Here is a 13,171-nt window from a genome sequence, read left to right on the forward strand (position 1 = left end):
TATGTACTTCCGGCGCTCCTTAAAACTCCACATAAAACGGGTGGGTCCCTTCGTCAAGGCACTGCCTGATCCGTTCTTTGAAATTTTGGAAAGTCACCATTTCCAAAGCTTCTTCAACTGGAAAAAAACCAACTTCAAGGCTTTCTTCAGAGGTAGTCGGTGTCCCCCCTACAGGCCTCGCTAAAAATAAGGTATTGCAGATGGACTGAGCCACATTTTGAAAAATTCCGCAGAACTTCGTGATTTCCACTTCAATCCCCGATTCCTCGATTGTTTCCCTGATGGCCGCGTTCTTAAGTGATTCTCCTTCTTCCACCTGACCGCCGGGCATTTCCCAGCCTCTTTCCGGTCCTTTGATCAGCAGCAGCTCACCCTGTTCATTTAAAACAATTGTCGCCGCCGAAACAATATGTTTTGGCGGGGTAAAAATTTGCTGTGCCTGTTGATTTTCGCTCAAAGTGCTCCCTCCATTCCAGCTGCATCAATATCCTTATTTTACCACAAACTCATCCGTTGTTGGAAATTTCCGAATAATTATAACAAAAAAGTCCCGTGTATCTCCACGGGACACTGTTCTTCTTTATTTAAATACCGGCTCCTTGAACTGAGCCAGTTTTTCCAATGATGATTTATCGACTTCTTCGTGCAATGAGTTCCCGTGTGAGTCCATTGTCACGACCGCAGTGAACCCTTCTACATTCAGGTGCCACATGGCTTCAGGAATACCGAATTGCATCAAATCGACACCGTCAACACCCTTGATGCAGTCAGCATAGTACTGAGCTGCTCCGCCGATTGCGTTGAGGTAGACACCACCGTGCTCCTTAAGAGCAGCAAGCGTCTTAGGCCCCATGCCGCCTTTTCCAATGACCGCGCGGATGCCGAATCGCTTCATGATATCGCCCTGGTAAGGCTCCTCGCGAATCGATGTCGTCGGGCCGGCCGCTTTCACGTGCCAGCTGCCTTCATCGTCCTTCAGCATGACCGGTCCGCAGTGGTAGATGATCTGTCCGTCAAGGTCGACCGGCGCATCGTTGTCACTCAAGTGTTTGTGGATCGCGTCGCGGCCCGTGTACATGCGGCCGTTAATCTTCACTACGTCCCCCACTTTAAGTTCGCGGATCTGCTCTTCCGTGATCGGTGCCTGAAGCGTCACAACATTCGGCGCCTCACCGGCATCAGCAGCGGCCGTCTCAAGTTCAGCTTCGGACCCTTGAGTAAGATCGATCTTCTCGCCTTCCTGATAGAGCCACTCAGCGATTCCACCCTCGGCATTAAGCTTCACACCAAGACGGCGGAACGCCCAGCAGTTGTAGGCAACCGATACGAAGAAGCTTGCCGGAATGCGGTTCATCACGCCGGCCTTACAGCCAAGAAGCGTCGTTTCCCCTCCGAAGCCCATAGTACCGATGCCAAGTTCGTTTGCATTTTCCATCACGTATTCTTCAAGTTTACGAAGATCTTCATTAGGATTTACGTCATCCACTGAACGGAATAGCTGTGCTTTTGCAAGATCGTATCCCGAAGAACGGTCTCCCCCGATACCGACGCCGATGAACCCTGCGCTGCATCCCTGACCCTGTGCCTGGTACACTGAGTGCATCACACATTTTCGGATTCCGTCAAGGTCGCGACCCGCACGTCCCAGTCCTTCAAGCTCACAAGGAAGGCTGTACTGGATGTTTTTATTTTCACAGCCGCCGCCTTTCAGGATCAGGCGAGCGTCCACATAGTCCTCTTCCCACTGTTCGAATTTGATGACAGGTGTACCAAGACCGAGATTGTCACCTGAGTTCGCACCAGTCAAAGAATCAACCGAGTTCGGACGAAGCTTGCCGTCTTTCGTCGCCTGTACCATCGCGGCGTAGATCGCTTCTTTGATCTCGAGCTGATTCACGCCGACCGGAGTCTTTATTTTAAATGTAGGAAGACCTGTATCCTGACAAATCGGAGATACATTGTCATCCGCCATCTTTACGTTATTCGAAATCGTATCAAGGCTCATCGCCGCCCGTGTCCCCGCATTCTCACGCTCTTTCGCAGAACGGATCGCCCGGCGCACATCCTTCGGCAGGTTCGTGGACGTTTCCACGATCAAGTCATACATACTTTGCTGCAATGTCTCTTTATTCATCATTCTTCCCCTTTCCCCTCAACCAATTGAATTGTATAAACGATTCATGATTTTTCACCAATCATTATACTCCTATAAGAATCGGATTGAAAGGGATTTCACAAAGGAAATTCCTTTTGGAAATAACAGGACACCTCATCTTCATGAGTCTCCGAATACCCGTTCTTCTTATAAAATTGAATGGCATCCGCCCACTGTTTATTCGTCTCCAGGATCAGCTTCTGTGCGCCCATGGATATTGCCTTATCTTCCAAATGCACGAGCATCCTCCGGCCGAGACCGTGCTTTCGGTAAGGCTTCAACACAGACATCCTCACAACCTGAAACGTATCTTGTGATTCCCTCCTGATCGCCCCGGTACAAATCATTCTATCCCCGTCCATCCCCACATAAAATAAATGATCACCCTGCATGTACTCACTCCAGATGTCCTGGATATCAGGGTTCAGGGTGTGGTCGATGAAACCGAACCGCTCAAGGAATCCGGCCAGGATGACTTCCTTCGCTGCGGGGCACTGCTCTTTTTGTATCGCCTGAATTTGCATATGTATCTCTCCTTTATATGTGAACCACTGTTATGTATTTGACTAAAATCAGGAAAATCCTCCCCGGGGTTAGAGGATATGTGACAGGGTTCATCATTTTCCGGGAAATAACGATATCATTCTGCCTGTGCCAGGAAGAATAAACGGGAATGGTGGCTGGGATTGGTGGCTGTGATTGTGCCAGGCACCGTCCCTGATCCTGAGCCTTGATCCTGAGCCTGGCTCAATGACCCCGGTTTGAGCCTGGCTCAAAACACCAAACCCAAGCCTGGCTCAATCTACAAACAACAGCCCACTCCCAACCCAAAATAAAAAAAAGAGCCCCATCATCAGGACTCTTTATTCGCTCTTCTTAAATTGTTCGCATTTCGTCTCTATATCATCGATCATGGAAATCAGGCGGTCGATATCTTCCACATCGGCCTGTTCAGGGTCGATGGAATCCAGCACATCTACAAACAGATTCAAACGCTGTTTCAGGTAGTCTACCTGTGAGTTTTTATCATTTACGGCTTTGCCCAAGAGAATCTCTCCTTTCATACCTTTATCATGGTAACCAATAACTTTCGGATTGACAAGGGGTCAGCAGTTTTCAATAATAAGTTAGTGACTTATTGTAAAGGAGTTTTTACTATATGAAATCAACTACTCTCTCCAAGAAGATGTCGATTGATCATGACCCTTGGGAGGCATATCTCGATGTTGAGGAGCACGGAGGCATTACCCTTTCCAACATCGAATTTACCACGACTACGCTCTGCAATATGCGCTGTGAGCACTGTGCAGTCGGTTACACGCTGACGCCGAAGGATCCTGAGACGTTGCCGATGGATACCGTGTTTCAGCGTCTTGATGAAATCACTACGCTTCGTTCCCTTAGTATTACCGGCGGGGAGCCGATGCTTTCCAAGAAATCGGTGGAACATGTGGTGCTGCCGCTTTTGAAGTACGCCCATACGAGAGGGGTACATACACAGATCAATTCGAACCTGACCCTCGACCTTGACCGTTACTTATTGATTGCCCCTTATCTCGATGTTTTACATATTTCCCACAACTGGGGCACGACCGATGAGTTCATCGATGTCGGCTTTGCCAATATGGAGAGGAAGCCGACCCGGGAGCAGCGTCAGAAGCTTTTTGACCGCATGATTGAGAACAGCCGCGCGCTTTCTGAAGCTGGTGTGCTTGTTTCTGCTGAAACGATGCTGAATAAAAACACGCTTCCCTATCTCGAAAAGATCCACCGCCAGGTTGTCGAAGAGATGAAATGCGGACGGCACGAGATTCACCCTATGTACCCATCAGATTTCGCTTCGAGCCTCGAAACTCTGTCACTTGATGAGACGCGTGATGCAATTAAAAGCATTCTGGAGTTCCGAGATGAAAATGTATGGATGTTGTTCGGCACGCTGCCATTCTATCCATGCAGCACCTCGGAAGAAGACCGCAGCTTATTGAAACAGCTGTACTCAGCCAAAAATGTAAGTGTACGGAATGATCCCGATGGCCGCTCGCGATTAAACGTCAATATCTTTACCGGTGACGTGATCGTAACCGACTTCGGCGATACGCCGCCGCTCGGGAATATTACGAATGACTCACTGCCTGGTATATTCGATAAATGGCAGGATGAGGAGCTTGCGAAGGAATTGAACTGCCACTGCCCGGCAGCCAAATGTCTTGGACCGAATGTACTGGTGAAGTCCATGTATTATGAGAATGTTGATTTTTCTAAAAGAAGTGCATTGATTGAGCGTTGATTGAACGTCCCGGCTTCAGAAGGAAGCTGGGATTTTTTTTTGCTGCGAACGTTAATTGTGCCAGTTATATGATAATTGCGCCAGATTTTCAATAATTGCGCCTTTTTCCTGGTAATTGCGCCAGATTCCAATTAATTGCGCCTCTTTCCCGATTATTGCGCAACTTAGAATCATTATTGAAAGCTCCCAGCCGCTTCACCAAAACAAAAAAACACCCCGGAAAGAAAGTATCCGAAGTGTTTCTTATTTGATCGTTTTTTCATCGATCGGTGCGGGTTCACGTGCCGCTTTCTCAAATGGCTGTTCGCCTAAACCATAGCGCTTGATTCTTTCTGCGTAATACTTCGCTCGTCTGGATCCAAACCAGATTCTCATAGCCGTCGCCAGCACAAGTACGGCTCCGAATACTAATAGATACTCCATTCTCATCACCTCCTTTTGTTTAGATTATTCTGAATATTATAACATATCATCAAAATATTTTAAAGGGCTCAGCTGAATTATTTATATACCACCATTCGACACCATTTAAACATGATCATAAGAAAACCCATCCTTTTATGGAGGGACGGGCCTTCTCTTTTATCGCGGTACTTCGCTTGCCATAAATCCGAAATGTACATGGTCCTGAATAGGGATCCAGGCTCCTACCCCTTGGGAAGTGACATTTTTGACGACTACAGAACGTTTGGTGCCTTTCATCTGCAGATACACTTCTCCGTAGGTCACTTTTCCTTTTTCGTTGATTGCCGGGGCATATGCGTATAGATAACCCAGGCGTTTTGGCGAAATATTATAGACCTGATTCTTTTTCGTACCTGCACCTACGATTGTCTGGAACGCAAGTGGAAGCTGGGAGTTGTCCATGGCTTTGATCATCATCATTTTTTCCACGTCATCAGCATGAGGGACTTTCGCTGTCAGCCCGCCTTTTACTACTTTTTGCGCTTCTTGAACGTAGTGAATTTGATAGTTGCCTTTTCCGCCGCGGTTATCATAGTAATTCGTGTTGATTTTCTGGTATTCCCAGTTCGGGGATGTCTCGGTTGAAGCATAATTGAGCGGCCATTCCCCTAAATAGATGGTCGCACGCAATCCGATGGTAGGTGCTTTATTGATGGAAGATTCATTCAAAATTCGGATTAGGTTAGGGTTTTCAATTTTAACATTTGCGGTATCCAGAAGCTCCTGGGTAAATTCGCTTGGCTGAAGATACGGCTGATCCTGTGTTGAATTCGGGTATGTGTTTTCTTTCGCGATATCCAGGACTGAATTAGGTATGGTGACTTTCCCGGAGTCCGCGTCTTTTCGCGGAGCGGGACTTTTTTCAGCATGGGTACCGGCAGATACTACAAGAAATGCGAGAATGAACATAAGAACTGTACGCATTATTTTCATTTGTGTAGACTCCTTTCAACTTAAACTTAAGGGTTTGCCTTTAGTTTTTTCTATGTTGCAGGAGCTTATCCACGGAAAAATAAAATCTTATAACTGAAAGAATATTTACAAAATTCGATAATTATTTTATAATGAGGTCACCTGGAGGGTTGTCAGACATCTTGGAATGCTGGCAGTTTTTCATAATTTTCTATTTTCCCAAAGAAGCAGCGGTTCCCTATATGGGTACCGCTGTTTTTTACGCATCGATCTGGATTTTTCCTTTGACTGACTTCTTCTTTTTGCCGACAGAGGCAATTGCCTTCACTCTAACGGTACCCTTCATACCTGGCTGAGGCTGAATCCTAGCTGTGAAACGTCCTTTTTCATCCGTCTTGACATGGCTCTCTTTAATAATCCCTTGATTTTCAGAAGATCTCAGTTCCACCTCGATGTACTTGAGCGGGAAACCCTCCAAAGTCAGCTGCCCCGAAATTTCCGCACCTTTTTCAGTCACGGTACTGTTTGGAAGTTCAAGGGTCATAACCGGCCTTGGAGGTTTACAGCCAGCCGTCACATTAACAGTGGCAGAAGCGAGTTTCCCATCCACCATGGCGCTGGCCTTTATAGATGCCGGCTGAAAAGGCGTCCCAGCACTTACGGCTACGACAAAAGTGAAGATCCCTTCTTCATCCGCCACAGGATTAGACGGCAGGAATTGTAGGAACGGAGAACCTGTCAATGTCACGGTCCTGTTAGCCAGCGGCTGTCCGTCACATGATAATATTCCTGAAATTGCGGCACGACAATTGATTTTGTTTATCTTCATAGGGTTCAATGTGATGGAGAGATTCTTACATTTTAAACAGCGCACGGTGACTTGCCTTGAAACGGACACCTGTTGTCCGCCAATCACTGATTTCGCGATGATTGTGATTGTTTCATCCACATCCGGGAAAGGGACAAGTATCGCTTTATAGGTGCCATCCACTGAAGTAAGCGCTGGATTTGGTGCAGCAATCACCTTATTTATCGCCGGCTGAATCATGAACGTTATAAGAGCTCCTGAAATCGGAACACCGTCACATATAAGCTTTCCTGTCAGCTGTGTTCCCCTGCAGCTGACGGTATCCGGTATAGGACTGAGTGTCAGCAGGGGATTGATGCATTTGATGCAATCGACCCGGATTACGATTTGATCCATCAGTATGAGATCCCCCACCTGTGCAGTAGCAGTGATGACTACATCCGATGTGACCGGCGTTCCCGGAACAACCGTTACCTGAGTAGAAAACTTGCCGCTGCTGTCCGTTACCGGATTCGGATTTTCAAACACCAGTCCCGGGAAAGAGGATGTCAAATTGACCGTGATGCCCTTTAGAGGCCTGAAATCACAAAGTATCCTCCCGCTTATGATTCCCTCACAGCTGACTGATACGATAACATCAAGGCGCAGTACCGGATTCTCACATGGGCCGGTGGGAAAAAACCCGCACCCTTTGGGAGGGGGGGTGATTTTACAATGTTCATCTTTCTTTGGTACCACTTTTATCTTTTTCATTTTGATTGTTCTCACTCACAATTCATTCCTTTACACAGACTCTTGTCTTATATTATTCAGCATAAAGGTGGCGGTTCGTCCAATTGGTTTAAACTGCAGGAAAATAGTCCGTACGCCTACAAAACAAAAAGATCAGAGCTTCTCTGACCTTTTAATCATTTTAGAACGACCACCATTACAACAAGTAAAACCCGATTCCCATAATAAAGTACGCTGCCAGCAAGGTCAGTCCTTCAAACCAGTTCGTCTCCCCGTCATTCGAGATGATAATCGTGACGAGGACGGCCGATACCATTGCGACCAGCTCCGGAAGGGTAAAGACAAGCGGCATGTTTGTTTCAAATAACAAGGAGGCGAAAACGAGCACCGGTGCGACGAACATGGCAACCTGAAGGGTTGACCCGACCGCAATTTCCACAGCCACGTCCATCTTGTTCTTATAGGCCATGATGACCGCTGATGCGTGCTCTGCCGCATTCCCTACAATCGCGACGATGATGACCCCGATGAACAGCTCGCTCCAGCCGAACGCTTCCCCTACTTCTTCAAATGTATGGACGAGGCTTTCTGACACATACGCAACGGCCGCTGTCGACACTGCGAGAATGAGAATGGCTTTCCCCTTGCTCCATTCCGGCTCTTCTTCATGAGTATTCTTGTCCCCAACCTCTCCATGCTGATAAACACCGCGGTGCGTGACGAGCTTGAAGAAAAGGGCGAACAGATAAAGGGCAATCAGGATCCCTGCCACCCCGACACTCATCACCATCGTGGCACGTTCATTCATTTCCTGTGCGAACACTTCCGGTATGACGAATGCTACAATGACCGCAAACATCAGGAGCCCTGAGTTATGGCGTGCATCAAACACATTGAATTTCTGCCGCTTGAATTTGATTCCACCCACGAAGAATGAAAGTCCCGCCACCAACAGGAGATTGCCGAGTACAGATCCCGTCAATGAAGCGAGAACGACACCGATTAGTCCTGCTTTTAATGCAAAAATAGAAATGATGAGTTCAACCGCATTCCCGAATGTGGCATTCAGCAGCCCGCCGATTCGCGGACCAGATATCACAGCAAGACTCTCCGTCGCTCTGCCCATGAAACCTGCGAGCGCGACAATCGTCAGGCAGTAAATGACGAACATCATCACGGTCGGCCAGTGAAGCAGGCTTCCGATGACGGATATCGGAACACCGGCCAATACAAGGATTAAAAAGATTTTATTCACGGTACAGTCCTCTTTTCCTGTTTATTATTTGTAAGATCCCTTACTAGTGTATGGAATGTATTATTTTTTTTGCGAAGAAACTCATGAAACCACTATGAAAAGACACATTAATAGATAGAACTTTTATAAGGAGGCAATCTTATGACGAACACTCTGAAAGATAAAGTAACTGAATTATTTTCCCACCATAAAATCGGGACACTGGCCACTATCCGCGACAATAAACCATATTCACGCTTTATGATGTTCAATCATGATGATCTTACTCTCTATACCGCCACAAATGAGCATGCCCATAAAGCTGAGGATATCGCACAGAACCCGAATGTCCATATCCTTCTCGGCTACGACCGTGATTCAACTCATGAACATTATGTAGAAATCGAAGCAGAAGCATCCGTTGAAGAATCTGCAGAACTCAAGAAGAAATTCTGGTCGGAAGAGCTTAAGCACTGGATCGCAAGTCCGGAGGATCCTGAATATCTCCTTTTAAAACTCAACCCCGTCACCATCCTTTACTATGAAAAACCGGGGAAAGAACCGCAGGAATTGACGCTTTAGCCTCTGCTCGATGCAATACACGACAGAGCGCTCTTTCAGCCTATCAACCATATTCCACCTATTCTTATAGTTGAAACAAAAAAACGGGCCGTCAAAGGGTAACTTTCCCTTCGAAGGCCCGTTTTTCGCTGCTTGCACGGCTTTACTTTGAAACCAGTTCAAACGTTTCTTCAATTTTGATTGAGTCCTGGACGGATTGGACCATGGAGCAGTTTTTACGCGTAAGCTTCATGGCTTTTTCGATTTTTTTCTCATCGAGGTTTTCTCCCTTGATCATGAAGTGAAGAGAGATTTCTTCCACCCGGTTCGCTTCGTCTTCATTTCTTACGACATCCGCTTTGATATGGATATCCTCGAAATCGATGCGCATTTTCTCAAGTACCTTGCGAAGGACGCCTCCGCTGCAGACCGCTACTGATGATACGAGCAGCTGGAATGGGCGGAATCCGTATTCTTCATTGCCCGATACCTCCAGCTTCCCGAAACCTAAATCTGTATAAAAACCGCCTTCTTGCATATTGAATTCCATTTAGTACACCTTCCTCATTCATCATTTCTCTAAATTTTACTCCATACCCCGCCCCATTGCCAAACAATCGATTCCGGGGTACCATCTAATAAGGAAAAATCTCTAGTTTAGGAGTTTTGCAGATGAATCAATCACTTTCATTCCGCTTCCGGGTGCTTGTGGCCATCGTGGCGATTTCGGGCTTTTCACAGGGGATGCTCCTCCCGCTGATCGCCATCATTTTCGAGCAGGACGGCCTTTCCTCTTCGTTGAACGGCCTGAACGCCACCGCACTTTATATCGGAATCTTACTTGCTTCACCTCTCATGGAAAAACCGCTTCAAAAAATAGGCTACAAACCGATGATCATCATTGGCGGAATCGTCGTTGCATTATCACTCTTTCTGTTTCCATTATGGAAATCATTCTGGTTCTGGTTTGCACTCCGCCTCTTCATAGGGATCGGCGACCATATGCTCCACTTTGCCACCCAGACTTGGATCACATCTTTTTCACCAAAAGAACACCGCGGGAGAAACATTTCAATCTATGGCGTATCGTTCGGTATCGGATTTGCAGTCGGCCCACTGATGGCACAGCTCATCGAATACAGCCAGGCTCTTCCGTTCATCATTTCTTCTCTTTTGAGCCTTCTTGTCTGGAGTTTCGTCTTTAAGCTGAAGAATGAGTTCCCTGAACAGCAGAATCTCGGCAGTGCTTCGTTCCTCGGATCATTCCAGCGCTTCGGCAAGGTCCTGAAATACGCCTGGGTCGCGCTACTTCCGCCGCTCGGCTACGGATTCCTTGAAGCATCGCTTAACGGGAATTTCCCGGTATTCGCCCTCCGGAATGGAATCTCGGTTGAAGCGGTCTCGATCCTCTTGCCTGCATTTGCAGTCGGAAGCATCATTTCCCAGGTCCCGCTCGGCGTCATGAGTGATAAATACGGGAGGCAGAACGTGCTGCTGATTGTCATGCTGATCGGATTTATGTGCTTTACCGCTGCAGGCTTCGTCTCGGAATCGACGATTGGTTTATTCACCTGCTTCACACTCGCCGGTATGGCGGTTGGATCGACTTTTTCACTCGGCATCAGTTATATGACCGATCTCCTTCCGAAGGAATTGCTTCCGGCGGGAAATATTATGTGCGGCATCTTTTTCAGTTTCGGAAGCATGATCGGCCCGTTCATCGGCGGAATCGTCATCGAATGGTTCAGCGGACCAAGCTTCTTCTATCTGATCAGCTTGATGATGCTGTTAATTTTTGTGAGTCTGCTCGTCTTCTCCCTGCAAAACAGGCGCCGGGAAGTTTCACAAAATAATTAATCCGCACAAAACCCTTTTCTTTCTCATATAGATATGGTACTATCAGATTATAATAATTATAAATTAAGAGATTCTTTAAAAAGTCCATTCAAAACACATATAGATTTGCTGTCATCCCTAACAGGTGGCAGCTTTCGTTGTTTTATAGGGATAATGACGTTGATTATTATTCTCAATTAGGAATCCTGATTTTCAGTTAATCAAAGGAGGAGTACCATATGAGCTCACAGTCCAAAGCCCTTTCAATCGGAACACCGAAGGAACAACATCACTTCCTTGAAAAAATGAAACCACACGCAGAATTGATTGCCGCCCTCATAAGCGGTGTGTTCATCTTACTCGGCTGGCTTTTCTCAAAAGGAGACAGTGAGACCCTCAGTGTCATCTTCTACCTGCTTGCATTCGTCATCGGCGGATTTGCAAAAGCCAAGGAAGGCATTGAAGAAACGATCGAGAACAAGGAACTCAATGTCGAGATGCTGATGATTTTTGCCGCGGTCGGTTCCGCGATCATCGGCTACTGGACAGAGGGTGCCATCCTCATCTTCATCTTCGCAGTCTCAGGAGCGCTCGAAACATATACGATGAACAAAAGTCAGAAGGAAATCTCCGCACTGATGGAAATGCAGCCGGAGGAAGCCTGGCTCGTGACATCCTCAGGTGAAAAGAAAGTCCACGTCTCTGCGCTCGATATCGGAGATCGCATCCTGATAAAGCCCGGAGAACGCGTACCGACTGACGGAGTGATTGTAAAAGGGACGACGTCCATCGACGAGGCAGCCATATCCGGGGAAGCCGTCCCTGTGACAAAGGAAGCAAACGATGAAGTCTTCGCAGGAACTGTCAATATCAACGGTGCTGTCACTGTCGAAATGACAAAGCCGAGCAGCGAAACCTTGTTCCAGAAAATCATCGACCTCGTGCAATCCGCACAAAGTGAGAAATCTCCTTCCCAGCTGTTCATCGAACGCTTTGAAGGCACCTATGTTAAAGTGATCCTTGCCGTCGTCTTCCTGATGATGTTCGTCCCTCACTTCCTGCTCGGATGGAGCTGGACGGAAACCTTTTACCGCGCAATGGTCCTGCTAGTCGTCGCTTCTCCTTGTGCACTGGTGGCATCGATCATGCCGGCCAGCCTGTCCGCGATTTCAAATGGGGCGCGGCACGGGATCCTTTTTAAAGGCGGGGCTCATCTCGAAAACCTCAGCAACCTGAAAGCCATTGCGTTTGATAAAACAGGGACGCTTACAAAAGGGAAACCCGTTGTAACCGATACACTCGTTGCAGAAGGATATGACGAAAAGGAAGTAATGACCGCCATCGCTTCCATCGAAAATCAATCGAACCACCCGCTCGCCCAGGCCATCACCGGCCATGTCCGCAGGGAACTGAAGGCGGACCTCATCCAGCCGGATTCACTCGAGGACGTATCGGGCTGGGGTGTTAAAGCAATAGTGAACGGATCAGAGTGGAAAATCGGGAAAGCTGAATTTGTCGGGAAGGAGCTGGCCGCCGCATATAAGAGCGGAGCATACAGCGAACTTGCATCACACGGAAAGACAACGGTTTTCGCCTCCATAGACGGTCAAATTGCTGCTTTGATCGCCCTGAAGGATATCGTCCGTCAGGAAACGGCCGAAGCCTTGCAATTACTGAAACAAGAAGGCATCGAAACGATCATGCTGACGGGAGACAACGAAAAGACAGCCCGGGCCATCGCGAAAGAAGCAGGCGTCACCTCCTTCATCGCTGAATGTCTTCCTGAAACGAAAGTGGAAGAGTTAAAGAAACTGAAAAACCATTTTGGGACGGTCGCCATGGTCGGGGACGGAATCAACGACGCCCCGGCTCTCGCAACAGCCAATGTTGGCATCGCGATGGGAGAAGGAACCGACGTCGCACTCGAAACTGCGGATGTGGTCCTGATGAAGAACGACCTCACCCGAATCGCGGAAGCAATCAAACTATCGAAAAAAATGAAGCGCATCGTCCAGCAGAACGTCATCTTCTCAATCGGTGTCATCATGATCCTGATCGCATCCAACTTCCTGCAGGTGCTTGACCTTCCATATGGGGTCATCGGGCATGAAGGAAGTACAATCCTGGTTATTCTGAATGGACTGCGGTTGTTGAGATCATAATAAAAACCGCCTTCGTATG

General features: G+C 47.5%; 13 protein-coding genes. 4 read left to right on the forward strand and 9 right to left on the reverse strand.

Annotated elements, in window-relative coordinates:
- Positions 1-19: 19 nt before the first annotated feature.
- The 4 genes from ACKA06_RS00655 to ACKA06_RS00670 form a co-directional block, all read right to left on the reverse strand.
- Complete coding sequence (locus ACKA06_RS00655) at positions 20-457, reverse strand: NUDIX hydrolase (RefSeq protein ID WP_052011248.1); 438 nt, start codon at positions 455-457, stop codon at positions 20-22.
- 123 nt (positions 458-580) lie between these two features.
- Positions 581-2,134, reverse strand: a complete 1,554-nt coding sequence (locus ACKA06_RS00660) for a fumarate hydratase (RefSeq protein ID WP_198258751.1) — start codon at positions 2,132-2,134, stop codon at positions 581-583.
- 98 nt (positions 2,135-2,232) lie between these two features.
- Entirely contained in the window at positions 2,233-2,679 is a 447-nt protein-coding gene (locus ACKA06_RS00665) for a GNAT family N-acetyltransferase (RefSeq protein ID WP_214873088.1), read from the reverse strand.
- Positions 2,680-3,018: 339 nt separating this feature from the next.
- Positions 3,019-3,201: an SE1561 family protein gene (locus ACKA06_RS00670; RefSeq protein WP_032085683.1), complete on the reverse strand. Its 183-nt coding sequence runs from the start codon at positions 3,199-3,201 to the stop codon at positions 3,019-3,021.
- 113 nt (positions 3,202-3,314) lie between these two features.
- Between ACKA06_RS00670 and yfkAB the strand changes: the two genes are divergently transcribed.
- Positions 3,315-4,442, forward strand: a complete 1,128-nt coding sequence (yfkAB, locus tag ACKA06_RS00675) for a radical SAM/CxCxxxxC motif protein YfkAB (protein WP_411158828.1) — start codon at positions 3,315-3,317, stop codon at positions 4,440-4,442.
- 243 nt (positions 4,443-4,685) lie between these two features.
- Here yfkAB and ACKA06_RS00680 read toward each other — a convergent pair whose 3' ends face one another.
- The 4 genes from ACKA06_RS00680 to cax all read right to left on the reverse strand — a co-directional run bounded on the left by ACKA06_RS00680 (position 4,686) and on the right by cax (position 8,614).
- On the reverse strand, positions 4,686-4,865 hold the full coding sequence (locus ACKA06_RS00680) for a hypothetical protein (RefSeq protein ID WP_032085681.1): 180 nt from the start codon (positions 4,863-4,865) through the stop codon (positions 4,686-4,688).
- Positions 4,866-5,024: 159 nt separating this feature from the next.
- Positions 5,025-5,840, reverse strand: coding sequence for a YfkD famly protein (locus ACKA06_RS00685; protein WP_214873084.1), 816 nt, complete (start codon positions 5,838-5,840; stop codon positions 5,025-5,027).
- A 238-nt stretch (positions 5,841-6,078) separates the two neighbouring features.
- Positions 6,079-7,395: a hypothetical protein gene (locus ACKA06_RS00690; protein WP_411158829.1), complete on the reverse strand. Its 1,317-nt coding sequence runs from the start codon at positions 7,393-7,395 to the stop codon at positions 6,079-6,081.
- 160 nt (positions 7,396-7,555) lie between these two features.
- The gene (gene cax, locus ACKA06_RS00695; protein ID WP_198258747.1) at positions 7,556-8,614 is read right to left on the reverse strand and encodes a calcium/proton exchanger; all 1,059 of its coding nucleotides are present in this window, start codon (positions 8,612-8,614) and stop codon (positions 7,556-7,558) included.
- A gap of 141 nt (positions 8,615-8,755) precedes the next feature.
- Between cax and ACKA06_RS00700 the strand changes: the two genes are divergently transcribed.
- Positions 8,756-9,175: a pyridoxamine 5'-phosphate oxidase family protein gene (locus ACKA06_RS00700; protein ID WP_197670106.1), complete on the forward strand. Its 420-nt coding sequence runs from the start codon at positions 8,756-8,758 to the stop codon at positions 9,173-9,175.
- A 142-nt stretch (positions 9,176-9,317) separates the two neighbouring features.
- Here the strand turns inward: ACKA06_RS00700 and ACKA06_RS00705 are convergent, their stop codons facing one another.
- A complete protein-coding gene (locus tag ACKA06_RS00705) occupies positions 9,318-9,704 on the reverse strand; it encodes an OsmC family protein (protein WP_197670105.1) in 387 nt (128 codons plus the stop codon).
- Between the two features lie 122 nt (positions 9,705-9,826).
- On the opposite strand from ACKA06_RS00705, the gene ACKA06_RS00710 reads away from it, so the two are divergent.
- Together ACKA06_RS00710 and ACKA06_RS00715 are read left to right on the forward strand one after the other, a co-directional pair.
- Entirely contained in the window at positions 9,827-11,011 is a 1,185-nt protein-coding gene (locus ACKA06_RS00710) for an MFS transporter (protein ID WP_058298929.1), read from the forward strand.
- Between the two features lie 218 nt (positions 11,012-11,229).
- Positions 11,230-13,152: a heavy metal translocating P-type ATPase gene (locus tag ACKA06_RS00715; protein WP_197670104.1), complete on the forward strand. Its 1,923-nt coding sequence runs from the start codon at positions 11,230-11,232 to the stop codon at positions 13,150-13,152.
- Positions 13,153-13,171 lie beyond the last annotated feature (19 nt).

The sequence above is a fragment of the Rossellomorea oryzaecorticis genome, assembly GCF_045897515.1.
Taxonomy (GTDB): Bacteria; Bacillota; Bacilli; order Bacillales; family Bacillaceae_B; genus Rossellomorea; species Rossellomorea enclensis.

What these genes read in the sequence shown, in the direction of transcription:
- ACKA06_RS00685 (WP_214873084.1), bottom strand. Translation starts at nt 5,840, where the DNA reads ATGAAAATAATGCGTACAGTTCTTATGTTCATTCTCGCATTTCTTGTA.
- ACKA06_RS00700 (WP_197670106.1), top strand. Translation starts at nt 8,756, where the DNA reads ATGACGAACACTCTGAAAGATAAAGTAACTGAATTATTTTCCCACCAT.
- ACKA06_RS00660 (WP_198258751.1), bottom strand. Translation starts at nt 2,134, where the DNA reads ATGAATAAAGAGACATTGCAGCAAAGTATGTATGACTTGATCGTGGAA.
- yfkAB (WP_411158828.1), top strand. Translation starts at nt 3,315, where the DNA reads ATGAAATCAACTACTCTCTCCAAGAAGATGTCGATTGATCATGACCCT.
- ACKA06_RS00680 (WP_032085681.1), bottom strand. Translation starts at nt 4,865, where the DNA reads ATGGAGTATCTATTAGTATTCGGAGCCGTACTTGTGCTGGCGACGGCT.
- ACKA06_RS00705 (WP_197670105.1), bottom strand. Translation starts at nt 9,704, where the DNA reads ATGGAATTCAATATGCAAGAAGGCGGTTTTTATACAGATTTAGGTTTC.
- ACKA06_RS00715 (WP_197670104.1), top strand. Translation starts at nt 11,230, where the DNA reads ATGAGCTCACAGTCCAAAGCCCTTTCAATCGGAACACCGAAGGAACAA.
- ACKA06_RS00710 (WP_058298929.1), top strand. Translation starts at nt 9,827, where the DNA reads ATGAATCAATCACTTTCATTCCGCTTCCGGGTGCTTGTGGCCATCGTG.
- ACKA06_RS00665 (WP_214873088.1), bottom strand. Translation starts at nt 2,679, where the DNA reads ATGCAAATTCAGGCGATACAAAAAGAGCAGTGCCCCGCAGCGAAGGAA.